Below are 17922 nucleotides of genomic sequence, written 5' to 3'. Positions count from 1 at the left end.
GGCGCGTACGATGCCCACCCGACGACCCGGGCCGCCCGCGCGATCGTCTCAGGGGGAAGGGGACAACCGTGAGCACGGTGGTTTTCCGCCGACCGCCACGCCAGGCGGGCCCGGCCCTGCCGCGGGGCGAGGTCCTGCTGGAGTCGCCGCCGGAACTGCCGGAGCCGACGCCGCGCGGGATGGGTCAGCTGCTGATGATCCTGCCGATGGTCTGCGGCGTCGGCGCGATGGCGTTCCTCTACGCCGGACGTGGCGGCGGCATGATGACGTACGTCGCCGGTGGTCTCTTCGGCATCTCGATGCTGGGGATGGCGATCGGCTCGCTGAGCCACGGCAACAACGACAAGGCGGAGCTCAACGCCGACCGCCGCGACTACATGCGGTACCTGGCGCAGATGCGCAAGCGCACCCGGCGCGCCGCCGAGCAGCAGCGGGCCGCGATGGCGTGGCGCCACCCGGAGCCGGACGCCCTGTGGTCGGTCGCCGCGTCGCGCCGGCTGTGGGAGCGGCGGATCACCGAGGACGACTTCGGCGAGACCCGCATCGCCACCGGCCCGCAGCGCCTCGCGGTGGAGATCGTGCCGCCCGAGACCAAACCGGTCGAGGACCTGGAGCCGATGAGCGCGATCGCGTTGCGCCGGTTCGTGCGCGCCCACTCGACCGTGCCGGACCTGCCGACCGCGCTGTCGGTGCGCGCGTTCAGCCGGGTGGTGCTGCGCGGCGACCGCGAGCCGGTGCTGGACCTGGCCCGTGCCGCCCTCGGCCAACTCGCGACCTTCCACGCGCCGGACGACCTGGTCGTCGCGGTGGTGGCGGCCCCCGACCGCCAGGGCGCCTGGGACTGGGTGAAGTGGTTGCCGCACGCCCACCACAGTGGACGAAGTGACGCGGCGGGTGCGCGCCGGCTGGTGTTCCCGAGCCTGGCCGAGGCGGAGGAGTCGCTCGCCGGCGAGCTGGCCGGCCGGCCCCGCTTCGCCCCGGAGGCGAAGCCGCTCACGACGCTGCCGCACCTGGTGGTGGTGATCGACGGCGGCGAGGTCTCGGCGACCTGCCAGCTGATGGGGGCGGGCCTGCTCGGTGCCACCGTCATCGACCTCTCCGGCGCCGTGCCGCGCGACGCCGGCCGCTGGCTGCTCTGCCTCGACGTGGGCGACGGCACCTCGCTGGAACTGGTCCGTGGCACCACGTCGTCCCGGCTCGGCACTCCCGACCGGCTGAGCGCCTCCGCCGCCGAGGGGCTGGCGCGGCAGCTGGCCCCGTTCCGGCTCTCCCAGCAGCAGGCCACCGCCGACGAGCCGCTGGCCCGCAGCATGGAGCTGCCCGACCTGCTCGGTGTCGGCGACGCCGCCACGCTGGACGTCCACCAGACCTGGCGGCCACGCAGCCACCGGGACCGGCTGCGCATCCCGCTCGGCGTCGGGCCGGACGGCAACGTGGTGGAGCTGGACTTCAAGGAGTCCGCGCACGAGGGCATGGGCCCGCACGGTCTGGTCATCGGGGCCACCGGTTCCGGCAAGAGCGAGCTGCTGCGGACGATCGTCGGCGCGCTCGCCGTCACCCACTCCTCGGAGGAGCTGAACTTCGTCCTGGTCGACTTCAAGGGCGGCGCGACCTTCGCCTCCCTGGAGGCGCTGCCCCACACCAGCGCGGTGATCACCAACCTCGCCGACGAGCTGCCACTGGTCGACCGGATGCGGGACGCGCTCGCCGGCGAGATGACCCGGCGGCAGGAGGTGCTGCGTGCGGCCGGCAACTACGTCTCGCGGTACGACTACGAGAAGGCCCGGGCGGCCGGCGAGCCGCTGGAGCCGATGCCGAGCCTGCTCATCATCTGTGACGAGTTCAGCGAGCTGCTCGCCGCGAAGCCCGACTTCATCGACCTCTTCGTGATGATCGGCCGGCTGGGCCGCTCGCTCGGGGTGCACCTGCTGCTGGCCAGCCAGCGCCTGGAGGAGGGCAAGCTGCGCGGTCTGGACACGCACCTGTCGTACCGGATCGGTCTGCGCACCTTCTCCGCGGTGGAGAGCCGGATCGTGCTCGGCGTGCCGGACGCGTACGAGCTGCCGAACGCCCCGGGCCACGGTTACCTGAAGACCGACACCAGCACGATGCTCCGGTTCCGGGCCGCGTACGTCTCCGGGCCGTACCGGGCGCCGGGGCAGGTGGCCGCGGCCTCACAGGCGATGGTCCAGCGGCGGATCGTGCCGTACGGAGTGGACTACCTCCCGGTGCGGGACCCGCAGGTTCCGGTGCCGGCCACCCCGGAACCGGAGCAGCCGGCCGAGGGCAAGGCCGTGGCGATGCTCGACGTGCTGATCGACCGGATCACGGGGCAGGGCCGCCCGGCGCACCAGGTCTGGCTGCCGCCGCTGGCCGACCCGCCCGGCCTCGGCGAGCTGCTGCCGGCGCTCAGCGCCCATCCGACGTACGGGCTCTGCACGGCAGACTGGGGAGGCCGCGGCCAGCTCACCGTCCCGGTGGGCGTGGTGGACCGCCCGTACGAGCAGCGCCGCGACCCGTTGCTGGTGGAGCTGGGTGGCGCCGGCGGCAACGTGGTGATCGTCGGCGCCTCGCTCAGCGGCAAGAGCACCATGCTGCGGACGCTGCTGGCGTCGCTCGCGCTGACCCACACCCCGCGCGAGGTGCAGTTCTTCTGCCTCGACTTCGGCGGTGGCGCGTTGCGCAGCCTGGACGGGCTGCCGCACACGGCCGGCGTCGCCGGCCGGCGGGACACCGAGGCGGTCCGGCGGACCGTGGCCGAGGTGGTGGCGGTCCTGGACGACCGGGAGACCCGGTTCGCCCAGTACGGCATCGACTCGGTGGCGAGCTACCGCCGCCGCCGGGCCGCCGGTGAGTTCGCCGACGACCCGTTCGGTGACGTCTTCCTCGTGGTCGACGGCTGGAACACGCTGCGCCAGGAGTACGAGGAGCTGGAGCAGACCATCACGAACCTGGCCAACCGCGGGCTGGGCTTCGGCGTACACGTGATCCTGACCGCCGTCCGGTGGGCGGAGATCCGGATCAACATGCGGGACCTGCTCGGCACGAAGCTGGAACTTCGCCTCGGCGACCCGAACGAGTCGGAGATCGACCGGCGGGCCGCCGCGAACGTCCCGACCGGCTCACCTGGTCGGGGCCTGACTCGCGACAAGCTGCACTTTCTCACCGGGGTCTCGCGGATCGACGGTCGCCGGAGCATCGAGGACCTGACCGAGGCGTCGGTCGCCCTCGCCCGGCACGTCGCGGCCGCCTGGCCCGGCCGGCCGGCGCCGAAGGTACGCCTGCTGCCGCGCAAGCTGCCCGTCACGGAGCTGGCCCGGATCATCGACCGCTCGGCGCCCGGCCTGCCGATCGGTGTCAACGAGTCGGCGCTCGCCCCCGTCTACCTGGACCTGGCCAACGAACCGCACCTGACGGTGTTCGGCGACGCGGAGTGCGGCAAGACGAACCTGCTGCGCCTGATCGCCCGGGGGATCACCGAGCGGTACACGCCGGCCCAGGCCCGCCTGGTCATCGCCGACTACCGGCGCGGGCTGCTCGGCGCGGTCGAGGGGGACCACCTGCTCGACTACGCCCCCTCGAACCAGGTGTTCGCGCAGGGGCTGGCCTCGATCCGCAGCGCGCTGTCGAACCGGCTGCCCGGCCCGGACGTCACCACGGCCCAGCTGCGCGACCGTAGCTGGTGGAAGGGCCCGGACCTCTACATCCTGGTGGACGACTACGACCTGGTGGCCTCGGGCGGGAGCAACCCGCTCAGCGCGCTGCACGAGCTGTTGCCGCAGGCCCGCGACATCGGTCTGCACCTGATCGTCACGCGGCGGGTCGGCGGTGTGGCCCGGGCCCTGTACGAGCCGGTGCTGCAACGTCTCCGGGAGCTGGACTCCCCGGGCCTGCTCATGTCCGGCAACCGGGAGGAGGGCGCGGTCTTCGGCACTCTGCGGCCCAGTCCGCAACCGCCGGGGCGCGGCACGCTGGTCCGGCGGCGGGACGGTCAGCAGCTCATCCAGACCGCCTGGGCGGAGCCGGCCTGAGCGGTGTCCGATATGGACGCCGGTGCTGTCGGAGTCGACATTTGCGCCAGCAACGAACGCGTCACCGTCCGTCACATTTGAGGCCGGGCGGGGCTGCGCCGCGTTGCTCCGTTCCGCTACGGTCTTCTGAGGAGTGTCCGTCGGTGGGGTTGTGTGCCTTGCCGCGGGGGAGGGGCGCGGCAGATCCGCCGCCACAAGAAGACGGAGGGGTGTGAAGCATGGCGTTCGAGGTCGAAGCAGCGACTCTACATACCGCCGCGAGTGACGTGCGGTCCACGCGCAGCGAGGTCGACGGTGAGCTCAAGAAGCTGTGGAACGTGGTCGACGATCTGGCGATCGCGTGGAAGGGCCAGGCGTCCACCGGGTTCCAGACGCTCATGCAGAACTGGAACGACAACACCGCCAAGCTGCTGACGGCGATGGACAACATCGCCGACCTGCTCGACAAGTCGGGCACGACGCACCAGGTCAACGACGAAGAGCAGCAGCAGATGCTGGACAAGTTCCACTCTGCTCTCAACCCGTGATCCGACGAGACGAGCAGGGGAGGAACTCATGAGCATCAAGGTCGATTACGCGGTCCTCGAGAACGCGAACCAGCAGATGCAGACCATCTCGCGGACCATCGACGAGAAGCTGGACACGCTGCGCTCGATGCTGTCGAAGCTCCAGTGGGACGGCCAGGACCGGGCCGCCTACGAGCAGCACCAGGCCCAGTGGGACTCGGCGGTGCGCGACATCAACCGCATCCTCAACGAGATCGGTGGCGCCGTGGGCATCGCCCGCGAGAACTACGTCAACACCGAGATGAGCAACGCCAAGGTGTGGGGCTGATCCGAACGCCGACGCGGCTCCGGTCCGGTCAGACCGGGCCGGAGCCGCGCCGTGTTCGCAGCCGAGTGTTCCTGGGGGAGTCATGGGTACGGGGAATCGTTTCCGGCCACTGCTGGCGCTGAGCGCCGCCGTCGTGGCCCTGGCCGTCGGGGCCGGTTCGCTGGTCGCGCCCGCCCCGGCCCGGGCCGCCGACACGATCCGCGGGCTCCAGTGGTATCTGGACTCGCTCAAGATCGCGCAGGCGCACCAGATCACCAAGGGGCGCGGCGTGACGGTGGCCGTCGTCGACAGCGGCGTCGATCCGACCGTCCCCGAGTTGCGCGGCCAGGTGCTCAAGGGGACCGGCGTCGGGAACGCCAGCGGCTCCGACGGCCGCCGCGACGACGACAAGGAGAAGGCGCACGGCACCTCCATGTCGGGCCTCGTCGCGTCGCGTGGCGGCGGCGAGATGCGGCACCTCGGCATCGCACCCGAGGCCAGGATCCTGCCGGTCGCGGTGGGTCGGCCGTTCGACACGGACGACGTCGCCGAGGGGATCCGCTGGGCCGCCGACAACGGGGCCGACGTGATCAACGTCTCCTCCGGCGAGAAGGGTCCGCTCCCGGTGACCGCGGGCCCGGAACGCGAGCGACTGGTGCAGGCGGTGCGCCACGCCCTCGACAAGGACGCGGTCGTGGTGGCCAGCGCCGGCAACCGGAAGCAGGGTGCCACGCGGGTGAACAGCCCCGCCAACATCCCCGGCGTCATTGCCGTGACCGGCCTGACCAAGCGCGGCACCGCGTTCGCCGAGAGCGTGCACGGGCCGGAGGCGGTGCTGGCCGCGCCGATGGAGGACATCATCTCTCCGCGTCCCCGGTCGGTGTCGCCCAACGGGTACGGCATCGCGAGCGGCACCAGCGACGCCGCCGCGATCGTCTCCGGCGTGACGGCTCTGGTCCGAGCACGGTACCCGGATCTCGACGCGGCCAACGTGATCAACCTGATGATCCGCACCGCCCGCGACGGGGGCGGGCCCGGGCGCGACGACCAGTACGGCTTCGGGGCCGTCGACCCGGTCGCCGCGCTCACCCGTTCGGTGCCGGCCGTCCGGTCGAACCCGTTGCTGACGTCCCCGGCCGACGCCTCGGCCGCCCCGACGCGTACGGCGGTGGCCGACGAGGACGACGGACCGGCCGTCGCCATCACCTTCAAGAAGGGCCCCGGCGCCTGGATCAGCGGCGCGTTCTGTCTCGCCGTGCCGATCGGCCTCGTGGTTCTCGTCGTGGTGCTGATCCGGCGCTCCCGCCGCCGGCCACCGGTGGGCCCGCCCGGTCTCCGGCCACCGGGCTACCCGCCGCCCGGCGCCGGCCATCCGGTGCCGCCGGGCTTCCCGCCGGGCCAGCCGGGCTTCCCGCCGGGCCAGCCGGGCTTCCCGCCGGGCCAGGGCGGCCAGCCGGGCTTCCCGCCGGGCCAGCCGGTCGGGCCGGGATCGGTGCCGGGGCAGACGTATCCACCGCCGACCGGCCAGTCCGGGTTCGCGTCCGGCCCCGCGGCGTCCGGCGCGCCCACGCCGCCTCCGCCCGCACCCGGTGGGCACCAGCAGTAAGTCACATCCAGTCGGCTAGGGGGAGGAACCGATGACGGAGGACCGGGCCCAGCAGCCGGAGGAGATCCGGCTGGACAATCCGATACCGGTGCCGATCACACCGTTGGTGCCCACGATGCACCTCGACGGCGTCACGATGGACAACGTCAACCGGGCGGATCGGCCGACGGCGCTGATGCCCGGGGCGAACGAGGCCGGTGCGCGGACGGAGTGGGACGCCACCAGCCTGGAGGAGGCCATCCGGTGGCTGGAGTCGCACGCCGACTTCCTGCACAAGCAGTCGTACCAGATGGTGGAGATCCAGGACCGGATGGGCGGCAACGCCACCGCCGGCATGCCGACCGACACCAGCCCGCTCGGCACGTTCCCGAGGGCGCAGGACCTGGCGACGAAGCACTCCTCGCTCTTCACCACCACCCAGCAGAACGTCCGCAACCTCGCCGCGGACCTGTACCAGGCGGCGAACGCGCTGCGCGAGGTCAAGGAGAACTACGAGACGGCCGAGCGGGCCAACGCGATGTCCGCCGCCGAGATGGAGCGCGTCTTCAGCGACGCCTCCAAGCAGAAGGCCTGACGGGGAGGGGGAGCGGTGCCGAGCTGGGAAGAGATGTGCCAGCAGGTGGTGGTCGCGGGCCGGCCGGGTGACGTGGCCACCGCCGCCTCGCTCTGGGAGCAGCTGCTGAAGAACGTGACGGCGGTCAAGGAGAGCCTGGACAAGAACGTCAAGGATCTCGGCGAGGTCTGGAAGGGCGAGGCGTACGAGGCCTTCAAGACAAAGGTCACCGGAATGGCGACAAGAGCCGAGAAGATCGTCCAGGACGCCGAGGGCCACGACGGCATCGTCCAGTCGCTGCGGAACGCGGCGGACCGGCTGACCGCCGCGCAGTCGGCGTTCCCGGTCCCGGCGAGCTGCGTCAACGACGTCCTGGAGGCGCGCAACGGGCGGCTCGTCATCGACACGGGCCTGTTCGAGATGCGGGTGAAGCCCGACTTCATGGGTCTGCTCGACCCGTTGACCGGCCTCTACGACTGGATCAACGACAAGTCCGAGGAGGCGGCGAAGGTCTACGGCGACGTCAGCGGCGACTACGTCGCGGTTGACCAGGGGATGCCGGGATCGAGCCCGCAACAGGTCGACACGTCGCCGGACATGCGTACGCCGGACCTCGGCACCGGCCCGGGCGGCGCGGGCGGGCTCGGCGGCGCGCCGAGCGCCGGCGGGATGCCCTCCACGGGCGGCATCGGCGGCGGCGGACCCTCGCTCGGCGCCGGTGGTATGCCCGGTACCGGCTCCCCGGGCATCGGCTCCGGCGCCCACCCCGACCTGGCCGGCGGTGGCGGTTACGGCTCCGGCGGCGGGTACACGCCGGGCACCGGCAGTCTCGCCGACGACTACGGCAGCGGTCTGGCCGGTGCCGGCACCGCCACCGCGCCCGGTCTCGGCGGGGGCGGCCTGCCCGGCACCACCGGTCTCGGAGCCGGCGGCGGTGCCGGTGGCGGTGCGGGGCTGGCCGGCGGCGGCATGATCCCGGGTGGCGGTGCGCTGGGCCGCCCGGTGACCCCGGGCATGGCCCCGATGATGGGTGGCGGTATGGCCGGCGCGGGCCGCGGTGGCGGCCGCGGTGCCGGCGGCCGGCTCGGCGGGGCCGGCAAGCTCGGTGCGGGTGCTGGGATGGCGCCGATGATGGGCGGCGGTGCGGCCGGTGCCGGCCGGGGCGCGGGTGGCCGGGGTGCCGGCCGGGGAGTGCCGGGTGCCGGCGCGGCCGGCGTCGGGGGCGCCGCCGGCCGGGGTGCCGGTGCGCGTGGTGGTGTCGGCGGCGTCGCCGGAATGGGTGGCCACGGCGGGGCGGGGTACGGCGACGAGGAGGTTCCCCGCAACACCTGGCTCGAAGAGGACGAGGACGTCTGGGGCGCGGACGGCGGCGGCGCGCCCGGCGTGCTGCGCTGATCCGACGTCACGCCACCGCCCGCACCGCCCCCGGACCAGGGAGCGGGTGCGGGCGGTGGCGCGTCCGGTCAGGTGGTCGTGCTGGGGTCGGCCGGGCGGCGGCCCGGTCGCCAGCCGCGCCGACGGCCCCGATCCAGGATCGGCTTGACGGCCAGGAGCAGCACCGCCACCAGCGCGCCGGTGGCGGCAACCCAGAGCGCCACGTCGCGTTGCCAGGCCAGCGGGTCCTCGGGCGCGGCCGGAGCGGCCAACGCGTCGGGCGGCGGGTCGCTCCGGTGCCCGAGCAGGGCGGACACCGCCCGGTACGGGTTGACCACACCGTGCCCGACCTCGGCGTTGTGGCCGTCGGGCGGGCTGTCCGCCGTCCGCGCGAGCCGGTCGGCCACCTGCTCCGGGTCGAGGTCCGGGTACGCGGCGCGCACCAGAGCCACCACACCGGACACGTACGCGGCGGCGAAGCTGGTGCCGCCCTGCGGTTCGGCGAGGTACCCGTCGCCGCCCGGGGCGGGGCCGACGATGTTCAGGCCCGGGGCGGCGATGTCGACGTACTCGCCGCTCACCGAACTGCCCACGTGGCCGCCCTGCTCGTCCACACCGGCGACCGCGATGACGCCCGGGTACGCGGCCGGGTACGCGGGCAGGTCCTGCTGATTTTCCTGCCGGTTGCCGGCCGCCGCGACCACCACGACGCCCTCGTCCAGCGCGTACCGCACCGCGTCGGCGAGGTCCGGCCGGTCCAGGGTGACCAGCGACAGGTTGACCACGTCGGCGTCGTTGTCCACCGCCCAGCGGATCGCCCGCGCGATCTCACCCGGCAGCCCTTCGTCCACTGTGGTGCGGGTGTTCGGCAGTACGCGCACCGGAAGGATCCGGGCCTGCGGCGCGATGCCACTGAACGGGACTCCGGTCCCCTCCCGGCCGGCGATGATGCCCGCCACGATCGTGCCGTGCCCGGCCAGGTCGCACTGGCCCTGCTCCTGGGGAAGGCTGTTGAAGTCGCGCCCCGCGCGCACCTGGCCCCGCAGGGTGGGGTGGGTGGCGGAGACCCCGGAGTCGATGACCGCCACGGTGACCCCGGCACCCCGCGAGAGGCGCCAGGCCGACGCCGGTTCCAGCCGGCGCAGCGGCCACGGCGTCTCGGTGGGCGCCGCCGTGCCCGGCGGCCCGCAGCGGGGCGCCGCCACGGCCGGAGCGGGCGCGACGAGGACGGTGCCGAGCAGGAGGAGGGCGACTCCACTCAGGAGGACCCGTGCCCCGGCCCGGCGGGCGAAAGCGGGCCGGCCCGGTCGGAAGCTCTCGCGCACGCGGTGAGACTACCGCCGCCCGTCGCCGGCGCGGGTGCCGCCCGTCGCGCCGTCGTCCGCCGGTTCGTCGGTGAAGAGCGCCAGGAGGGCGCCGACCTGGCGGTCGGCCTCGGCGGGGTGCCGGAAGCGGCCGGCGGGGTTCAGCGTGTACTCGTTGCGCCGGCCCACCCGCGTGCGTTGGAGGTAACCACCCGCCTCGAGGTCGGCGACGATCGCCTGCGCGGCCCGCTCGGTGACGCCGACCTCGTCGGCCACGTCCCGCAGCCGGGCCGTGGGGTTGCGGGCGATGGCGAGCAGCACGTGCCCGTGGTTGGTGAGGAACGTCCAGTTCCGGGTGCTCCCCTGCGCTCCTGTTGTCGCCATGCCCGACATCGTATTTCCGTCGTTCCGGTTCGTGGCACGCCCGACCCGCGGCTCTCGGGGTGATCAACAGGGCGACTGCAAGGGGCCGACGACATATGAAGCACATATCACGCATATCTTGACGTGCGTTGTGCTGCGTGTGACGGTGGGTGACAGCCCGCGTCCAGCGCCGGTCCGGGTCCCACCAGGTTCGCCCACCCAGGACGAGGTGAGGGGATGAGTCGTCCCGGAACGCCCGGCACGCAGCCGGGCCCGGATCGGAAAGCCGCCGGCCCTACGAGCGGGGCTGCCGCCGTCGCTGGTCCAGCCGGGCCCGAGCAGGCGCTCGCCGAGCTGTACGCCGGCAACCGGCGGTTCGTGACCGGTGAGCCGCGCCACCCCAACCAGGACGCCGGACGTCGGGCGGCGGTGGCGGACGGGCAGCAGCCGTTCGCCGTGATCGTCGGCTGCTCCGACTCCCGCCTCGCCGCCGAGATCATCTTCGATCGTGGCCTCGGTGACCTGTTCGTGGTCCGGACCGCGGGGCACACCCTCGGCCCGGAGGTGCTCGGCAGCGTCGAGTACGCGGTCACCGTGCTCGGTACGCCGCTGGTGGTCGTGCTCGGCCACGACTCCTGCGGCGCGGTCCAGGCGGCCCGTCAGGCGGACGCGACCGGCACCCGGCCACCCGGGCACCTCGGGGCCGTGGTGGACGCCGTGGTGCCCAGCCTGCGCCGGGCCGACGCCGAGGGTGTCACCGACCTCGACGGTATCGTCGACGTCCATATCGCGCAGACCGTCGAGGCGATGCCGGAGCAGTCGGAGGCGCTCGCCGCGGCCGTGGCCGCCGGCCGGTGCGCGATCGCCGGCATGTCGTACCGTCTCGCCGCCGGTGAGGTGCGGACGGTGGCCGGGATCGGTGACCTGCCCGCCGCGGACCCGGCCGCCCACGCCGCCGCCTGACCCTCGCCGCCCGCACGGCCGCGCCGCCGGACGACACCCGCCGCCGACCGACCTACGCGAAGGGCCGCCCCGCACATCGCGGGGCGGCCCTTTCCCGTCGTCGGCTACAGCAACGAGACGTGCACGTGGTCGGTGTGGTTGGACGGCCCGCTGTACGACTTCCAGCCGGTCGCCGGGAACCAGATCTGCCGGTTCCAGATCACGTAGTAGATGCCGAGCCGGTCGGCGTTGCGGACCAGGAACGCGGTCAGGTCGTTGCCGTACCGGCGCATGTCGTTGTTGTGCCACGAGCTGAACCCGCTGTTCTGCAACGACCAGTCGCAGGCGCGCCCCTTGGGGTGCTCGAAGGGGCCGCCGGAGCGGTGGCAGCCGACGAACCGTTTGAAACCGGCCCGTCGCACCTCGTTGTACATGTGCAGGGTCCGGGGGGTGACGCAGCCGGCGGTGGTCGGGTCGTTCTCGCTGCACGACTCGGACCGCCAGTCGCCGTCCGCGGTGCGGCCGGGGGCGATCCGGGCGACCGGGGACTCGGCGCTGACCAGGCCGCCGGTGAGCCCCTGTCCGCCGACCAGGCGGAGGGCCTTCTCGGCCTCGGTCTTGCCACGCTTCAGGTCGTTGGCCAGCTTCTGCTGTTCGCGGACCTCGGCGTCGAGGGCCAGCTTGGCCTGCTGGGCACGGTTCCGCACCGCGTTGACCACGGCGAGGCGCTTGTCGTTGACGAGGTTCAGCTCGTCCAGGGCCGACGCGCGGGCGATGAACGAGTCGGGGGTGTTCGCGCCGAGCAGCATCGACATCGCGCCGATCCGGCCGGTGCGGTACGACTGGGCGGCGATCTCGTTCACCTGGGGGGCCAGGGCGTCGAGGTCGGCCTGCGCGCGCCGGAGTTCCAGTTCGAGGACGAGGCGACGCTCCCGGGACTTCTCCAGCTGCGCCTGGGCCTTGACGAATTCGCGGTTCCGGGCCTCGATGAGGTCGCCGAGCAGCTTCGGCTCCGCGTCGTGCCCGGAGGGCTTGGGGGGTGCCGTGGGGGCGGCCGAGGCCGGTACGGGCCCGGCGAACACGGCCAGCGCGGCGAGCACGGCCACCACGGGTGTCGACCAGCGGCGTAGGGGTGCCGTCACAGTGTTCCCTTCCGTCGACCGCCGACCGGGTTAGCTGACGGGTTCGGGACGGAAGCGGCCCCTACCGCTGGCGCGGATTCACCCCACGTACCTGGTTCCCCGGCTCGCCTCGCGGCGATTGGGCGGTGGCCCCGCTGGCGCCGGTGCGCGCGTTCGGCGGTGACCGGCAGCGAGGTTACCTGACAGGTGTGCTGGGGATCTACGTCCGGAAGCCGACCAAATGCGCTATTTCGTATGTGCGCTGCGTGATCAGTGACGCGTTTATCAGGCGGGTGGGACGGCGTCGTCACCGTGCGGAGTGTCACCATCCGGCGTCCGTACTCCTGTCTCGGTCGGGCCACCCACCAGGGGCGGCGGGGGTGGCGGTGCCGGCGCGCGGCGTGCTCAGCGCCTCCAGCGCCTCCGTCCGTCCGGCGGCCGGGCGGGGCGTCGGAGCGGGGGCGTCCGCGCCCGCTCTCCCGCCACCGCGCCGCCCGGCGGTGGTGACCAGGGCGGCGAGCGCGGTGGTGAGCGGAACCGCGGCGATCAGGCCGAGCGTCGCGACGGCGCTGCGGACGATCTCCTGGGCGAGGAATTCGCTGGTGAGGATCTGCGTCGCGGCCCGCGAGTCGGCGGTCAGCAGGAGCAGCACGGGCAGCGAGGCACCCGCGTACGCCAGCACGATCGTGTTGACCGTGGAGGCGATGTGTGCCCGGCCGACCCGGGTCGCGGACCGGTAGAGCTGCCCCCGGGTCAGCCCCGGGTTGGCGTGGGCCAGCTCGGTGACGGTGGCCGCCTGGGTGACGGTGACGTCGTCGAGCACGCCGAGGGAGCCGATGACGATGCCGGCCAGCAGGAGGCCGTGCAGGTCGACGTCGGCCTGGAACATCGACAGGGTGGTGGCCTCCTCGCTGCCGTACCCGGTCAGGTGCGTGGCCGCGGTGGCGAGCGTGCCGAGCACGCCGGTGAGCACCAGGCTGCCGAGCGTGCCGAGGACCGCCACCGACGTCTGTGCGGTGACGCCGTGCGTGAGGTACAGCACCACGAACATGATCAGTGCGGCGCCCACCACCGCGACCAGCAGCGGCGGCCGGCCGGCGCTGATCCCCGGCAGGACGAACGTCAGCAGGATGGCGAAGCTCGCGGCCAGGCCGGCGAGCGCGGCGAGGCCACGCCACCGGCCGAACGCGACGATCGCCGCGGCGAAGAGCGCCACCAGCCAGACCAGCGGTTCACCGCGCTGGTGCTCGGCGATGTTGTACGCGCTGGCCGACGGATCGGCCGGATCGGTCAGCTCGACCAGGATGATCTCGTCGCCGACCGCGACCTCGGGCGCACCCGGCCCGGCCGGTACCGGAGTCTCGACCTGCTGCCCCGAGTCCGGCCCCTGCTCGACCCGGACCGTCACCGTGCCGCACGGGCCGTCACCCGTCGCCGGGCCGCCCCCGGGTGCCTCCGGCGTGGGCGGGCACGGCTCGGTCACCACCTTCGTGACGGTGCCGTGGTAGCGGGGCGGCTCGGTGCCCGCGTCGGCCTCCCGGGTGTCCCGAGGCCAGAGCACCAGGGCGGCGACCAGGGTGGCGAGGAAGAGGGGGACCACCGTCGCGATGAGGATCCGCCGCACCCCGGGCGGGGCGGGCGGAGCGGGACGGGTGTGGTCGGCGCCCATCGAGTGTCTCCCAACGAATCCAGGGCGGGGTACGGGCCGGCGGGTCGAACGGTTCAGCGGCTCCCGGAACTCCTCATGAGGGGTGTCCGAGGGTGGTTCCGTGGCCACGTACCGTGCCGGCCGTGCCGGGCCGGACGCGACCCCGCGCGGTCGTCGGCGGCGTCGGAGCCCCGGCGCGGACGCGGGCCGGGTGGTGCGGAATCCGTAGGGCCATCGGCCGAATGGTAGCCAGCGCGCTCCTTCGACGCAGGTCGTGTGCCGTGGTGTCGGCGGTCGGACCTGAGGGTTGGGGCCCGCGGGCGGGCGCGGGAAGGCATGTTGGGGGCATGGTTCGGCACGGGAAGCCCGGCGGGGACCGCCCGCACGGCGACCCCGCCTCGGGCGACCAACCGCACGGCGAGCACCCGCCGGGCGGCGGCGCCCGCGGTGGGCACCCGCACGGCGGGCACGACAAGCACGGCGGGCACGACAAGCACGCGGGGCACGACCCGGAGATGTTCCGCCGCCGGTTCTGGGTCTGCCTGGTGCTCACGCTGCCGGTGGTGGTGGCCAGTCAGATGGTCATGGAGTGGTTCGGCTATCAGTTGGAGTTCCCGGGCCGGTCGCTGGTCGGGCCGGTGCTCGGGTCGGTGGTGTTCTGGTGGGGCGGCTGGCCGTTCCTGGTCGGCGCCGTCCGGGAGGTCCGCGACCGCGCGCCGGGCATGATGCTGCTCGTCGCCATGGCGATCACGGTCGCGTACGCCGCCTCCCTCGCCACCAGCCTCGGCGTCTTCGACCTGGACTTCTGGTGGGAGCTGGCCGCCCTGGTCACCGTCATGCTGCTGGGTCACTGGCAGGAGATGAAGGCGATCGGGCAGGCGCGCGGCGCGCTCACCGCGCTGGCCGCGCTGCTGCCGGACGACACCGAGCGGGTGGGCCCCGACGGGAGCGTCACCCGGGTGCCGGTGAGCGAGCTGCGGGTCGGAGAGGTGGTGCTGGTGCGGCCGGGCGGGCGGGTGCCGGCGGACGGGCGGATCACCGACGGGGCCGCCGAACTGGACGAGTCGATGATCACCGGGGAGTCCCGGCCGGTCACCCGGTCGGTGGGGGACCGGGTGGTGGCCGGCACCGTCGCCACCGACTCCGCCATCCGCGTCGAGGTGGAGGCGATCGGCGAGGAGACCACGCTCGCGGGCATCCAGCGGATGGTGGCGCAGGCCCAGCAGTCCAGCGGGCGGGCCCAGGTCCTGGCGGACCGCTTCGCCGCCGGGCTGTTCTACGTCGCCACCGTCACCGCCGTGGTGACCGTGGCGGCCTGGAGCGCACTCGGCGACGCCGACCAGGCGGTGGTCCGGACGGTCACCGTCCTGGTCATCGCGTGTCCGCACGCGCTGGGCCTGGCCATCCCGCTGGTGATCGCCCTGTCCACCGCGCTCGCGGCCCGCCGCGGGATCCTGGTGAAGAACCGGCTGGCGCTGGAGCGGATGCGGACGGTGGACGCGGTGCTGTTCGACAAGACCGGCACGCTGACGCGTGGCGAGCACGTCGTCAGCGACGTGGCCGCCGCGCCGGACGTCGACGAGGGCGAGGTGCTGCGGATCGCCGCCGGTGTCGAATCCGACAGCGAGCACCCGCTGGCCCGGGCGATCGTCGTCGCCGCCGGCCGCCAGGGCGGGCCCGCCGCCGCGAGCGGCTTCCGGTCGCTGCCGGGCCGCGGGGTGCGGGCCACGGTCGAGGGCCGGGAGTACGCGGTGGGCGGCCCCGCCCTGCTGCGCGAACTCGACGTACGGCTCCCGGGCGCGCTCGCGGCGGCGAGCGACCAGTGGTCGGACCGGGGTGCCGCCGTGCTGCACCTGGTACGCCTGCCGGACACCGTGCTCGGTGCGCTGGCGCTGACCGACGAGGTACGCCCCGAGGCGCGCCAGGCCATCGCGGAGCTGCGGGCGGAGGGCGTCCACACCATCGCCATGATCACCGGGGACGCCCGGCCGGTCGCCGAGGCGGTCGCCGCCGACCTCGGGTTCCGCCCGGGAGTGGACGAGGTGTTCGCCGAGGTGCTGCCCGCGGAGAAGGACGGCAAGGTCACCGAGCTGCAACGGCGGGGCCTGACCGTGGCCATGGTCGGTGACGGCGTGAACGACGCGCCCGCCCTGGCCCGGGCGGACGTCGGCATCGCGATCGGTGCCGGTACGGACGTGGCGATCGAGTCCGCAGGTGTGGTGCTCGCCTCGTCCGACCCGCGCGGCGTGAGCGCGGTGGTCCGGCTCTCCCGGGCCTCGTACCGGAAGATGCGGCAGAACCTGGGCTGGGCGGCCGGCTACAACGTGGTGGCCCTGCCGCTGGCGGCCGGCGTGTTCGCGTGGGCCGGCCTGGCGTTGAGCCCGGCCCTGGCCGCGGTGCTGATGTCCGCCTCGACGATCGTGGTGGCGCTCAACGCCCAGTTGCTGCGCCGCGTGCGGCTGGACAGCAAGGAAGGGCCCCCTGTTAACGCCTCGCGTGGTGAAAGGGGCCCTTCTTAACGCGCGCCGCCCCTTCGGCGTCAGCCGCGCTTCATCAGCCGGCCGACGGCGGCCATCATCTCGCTGGCCATCTCGTCGGCCCGGCCCTCGGCGGCCCCCTCGTGCATGCAGTGCCGCGCGTGCCCGTCGAGCAGGCCGAGGGCGACCTTGTCCAGGGCGGCCTGGATCGCGGAGATCTGGGTGAGGACGTCGATGCAGTACCGGTCCTCGTCGACCATCTTCTCGATGCCCCGGACCTGACCCTCGACGCGGCGCAGCCGCGCGAGCAGCTGGTCCTTCGTGGCGGTGTAGCCCCGGATCGGGGCGGGCGTGGGTGTGGTCATGCCGGCAAGGATAGCGTACCCCTGGGGGGTATGTTAGTGTCCTCGGCAGTTACCCCCTGGGGGTATCGTTGGTGACGGAGAAGGAGAGGTTCCATGGTCACCACCACGTACCAGGTGCAGGGCATGACCTGCGGGCACTGCGTGAGCTCGGTCAGCGCCGAGGTCAGCGCGATCAAGGGCGTCGGCGACGTCCAGGTGGATCTGGCCACCGGCCAGGTCACCGTCACCAGTGAGAGCCCGTTGGACATCGAGACCGTGCGCGCCGCCGTCGACGAGGCCGGCTACGACCTCGTCGGCGCCTGACGGCGACACGGGGAGACCGAGGCACCCCATGAACACGGCGACGAAGCTGAGCGGTTTCGCGCTCGGGCTCGCGGCGGTGTTCGGCGCGGCGTACGGGGTCGGTCAGGTGACCGGCCCCGTCGCCCCGACCGCCGAGACCCGCCACGACGACACCGGGCACGCCGGCGAGACCTCGCACGGCGACGGAACGGGGCACGCCGACGAGGCGGCCCACCTGCCCGGCGGCCTGCTGGTGTCCGAGCGAGGCCACACCCTCCGGCCGGTCGCGGCACCCGCCGGCCAGTTCGCCTTCCAGATCACCGGGCCGCTCGGCACGCCGGTGACCGCGTACGAGGTGGCGCACGACAAGCGGATGCACCTGATCGTCGCGCGCCGTGACCTTAGCGGGTTCCGGCACGTGCACCCCGAGATGTCCCCGGACGGCACCTGGCGGGTCGACTCACCGCTGGCCGGGCCGGGAGTGTGGCGGGTCTTCGCCGACTTCACACCGGGCGGCGGGGAGTCGCTGACCCTCGGCGTGGACGTGACCGTCCCCGGCATGCTGACCGACCGGCCGCTGCCGGCGCCGGCGACCAGCACCACCGTCGACGGCTACACGGTCACCCTGGCCGGAACGCCGCAGCCGGGCCGGACCAGCGAGCTGACCCTGACGGTGAGCCGGGACGGCGTACCGGTCACCGACCTGGAGCCCTACCTGGGCGCGTACGGGCACCTGGTCGCGCTGCGCCAGGGCGACCTCGCGTACCTGCACGTCCACCCGGACGGCGCGCCGGGTGACGGGCGGACCAGGCCCGGCCCCGACGTGACCTTCTTCGCCGAGGTGCCCTCCGCCGGCACCTACCGGCTCTTCCTGGACTTCCAGCACGGCGGTGTGGTCCGCACCGCCGAGTTCACCATCGTCGCCGGGGCGGCCGGCGGGACGGCCACCGCCGTCCCGGCAGCGCCGACGCCGACCGGCACGAGCGCTCCCGCCCCGACCGGCGCCGCCGACCACGGCACGCCCGGTCACGGGCACGACTGAC

15 protein-coding genes and 1 riboswitch are annotated in these 17922 nt (G+C 73.7%); of the genes, 10 read left to right on the top strand and 5 right to left on the bottom strand.

The genetic code is table 11. The features are described 5' to 3' along the window. The first annotated feature begins 68 nt into the window (after positions 1-68). The 6 genes from eccCa to GKC29_RS01690 all read left to right on the top strand — a co-directional run bounded on the left by eccCa (position 69) and on the right by GKC29_RS01690 (position 8398). Complete coding sequence (eccCa, locus tag GKC29_RS01715; protein WP_155329144.1) at positions 69-4031, top strand: type VII secretion protein EccCa; 3963 nt, start codon at positions 69-71, stop codon at positions 4029-4031. Positions 4032-4249: 218 nt separating this feature from the next. Continuing rightward, positions 4250-4558 (top strand): WXG100 family type VII secretion target, encoded by a 309-nt coding sequence (locus tag GKC29_RS01710; protein ID WP_155329143.1) that lies wholly within the window; start codon positions 4250-4252, stop codon positions 4556-4558. A 28-nt stretch (positions 4559-4586) separates the two neighbouring features. Next, positions 4587-4865: a WXG100 family type VII secretion target gene (locus GKC29_RS01705; protein WP_155329142.1), complete on the top strand. Its 279-nt coding sequence runs from the start codon at positions 4587-4589 to the stop codon at positions 4863-4865. Positions 4866-4947: 82 nt separating this feature from the next. Continuing rightward, positions 4948-6450, top strand: a complete 1503-nt coding sequence (locus GKC29_RS30315) for a S8 family serine peptidase (protein WP_155329141.1) — start codon at positions 4948-4950, stop codon at positions 6448-6450. A 31-nt stretch (positions 6451-6481) separates the two neighbouring features. Then, entirely contained in the window at positions 6482-7024 is a 543-nt protein-coding gene (locus GKC29_RS01695) for a hypothetical protein (RefSeq protein ID WP_155329140.1), read from the top strand. Positions 7025-7039: 15 nt separating this feature from the next. After that, positions 7040-8398 carry a WXG100 family type VII secretion target gene (locus GKC29_RS01690; protein ID WP_155329139.1) on the top strand — a complete coding sequence of 453 codons (1359 nt, stop codon included), beginning with the start codon at positions 7040-7042 and terminating at the stop codon, positions 8396-8398. Between the two features lie 68 nt (positions 8399-8466). Here GKC29_RS01690 and mycP read toward each other — a convergent pair whose 3' ends face one another. Both mycP and GKC29_RS01680 read right to left on the bottom strand, forming a co-directional pair. Then, entirely contained in the window at positions 8467-9702 is a 1236-nt protein-coding gene (gene mycP / locus GKC29_RS01685) for a type VII secretion-associated serine protease mycosin (RefSeq protein WP_230688882.1), read from the bottom strand. Positions 9703-9711: 9 nt separating this feature from the next. Beyond that, the gene (locus GKC29_RS01680) at positions 9712-10074 is read right to left on the bottom strand and encodes a MarR family winged helix-turn-helix transcriptional regulator (protein WP_155329138.1); all 363 of its coding nucleotides are present in this window, start codon (positions 10072-10074) and stop codon (positions 9712-9714) included. A 207-nt stretch (positions 10075-10281) separates the two neighbouring features. Between GKC29_RS01680 and GKC29_RS01675 the strand changes: the two genes are divergently transcribed. Then, entirely contained in the window at positions 10282-11007 is a 726-nt protein-coding gene (locus GKC29_RS01675) for a carbonic anhydrase (protein ID WP_155329137.1), read from the top strand. A 104-nt stretch (positions 11008-11111) separates the two neighbouring features. Here GKC29_RS01675 and GKC29_RS01670 read toward each other — a convergent pair whose 3' ends face one another. Beyond that, on the bottom strand, positions 11112-12128 hold the full coding sequence (locus tag GKC29_RS01670; RefSeq protein ID WP_155329136.1) for a hypothetical protein: 1017 nt from the start codon (positions 12126-12128) through the stop codon (positions 11112-11114). 4 nt (positions 12129-12132) lie between these two features. Continuing rightward, positions 12133-12263: riboswitch (cyclic di-AMP (ydaO/yuaA leader) on the bottom strand. Between the two features lie 166 nt (positions 12264-12429). Beyond that, entirely contained in the window at positions 12430-13776 is a 1347-nt protein-coding gene (locus GKC29_RS01665; RefSeq protein ID WP_155329135.1) for a YibE/F family protein, read from the bottom strand. 494 nt (positions 13777-14270) lie between these two features. Between GKC29_RS01665 and GKC29_RS01660 the strand changes: the two genes are divergently transcribed. Next, positions 14271-16274 carry a heavy metal translocating P-type ATPase gene (locus GKC29_RS01660; protein WP_230689136.1) on the top strand — a complete coding sequence of 668 codons (2004 nt, stop codon included), beginning with the start codon at positions 14271-14273 and terminating at the stop codon, positions 16272-16274. A 20-nt stretch (positions 16275-16294) separates the two neighbouring features. Here GKC29_RS01660 and GKC29_RS01655 read toward each other — a convergent pair whose 3' ends face one another. Then, positions 16295-16597: a metal-sensitive transcriptional regulator gene (locus tag GKC29_RS01655; RefSeq protein ID WP_155329133.1), complete on the bottom strand. Its 303-nt coding sequence runs from the start codon at positions 16595-16597 to the stop codon at positions 16295-16297. 93 nt (positions 16598-16690) lie between these two features. Here GKC29_RS01655 and GKC29_RS01650 point away from each other — a divergent pair, with 93 nt between their 5' ends. Both GKC29_RS01650 and GKC29_RS01645 read left to right on the top strand, forming a co-directional pair. Further along, positions 16691-16900, top strand: a complete 210-nt coding sequence (locus GKC29_RS01650) for a heavy-metal-associated domain-containing protein (protein WP_155329132.1) — start codon at positions 16691-16693, stop codon at positions 16898-16900. Between the two features lie 28 nt (positions 16901-16928). Beyond that, on the top strand, positions 16929-17921 hold the full coding sequence (locus tag GKC29_RS01645) for a hypothetical protein (protein ID WP_155329131.1): 993 nt from the start codon (positions 16929-16931) through the stop codon (positions 17919-17921). Position 17922 lies beyond the last annotated feature (1 nt).

The organism is Micromonospora sp. WMMC415, assembly GCF_009707425.1.
Classification (GTDB): Bacteria; Actinomycetota; Actinomycetes; order Mycobacteriales; family Micromonosporaceae; genus Micromonospora.
Note: the sequence above shows the minus strand (reverse complement) of the source record. Positions and strands in the feature narration are given on the sequence as shown.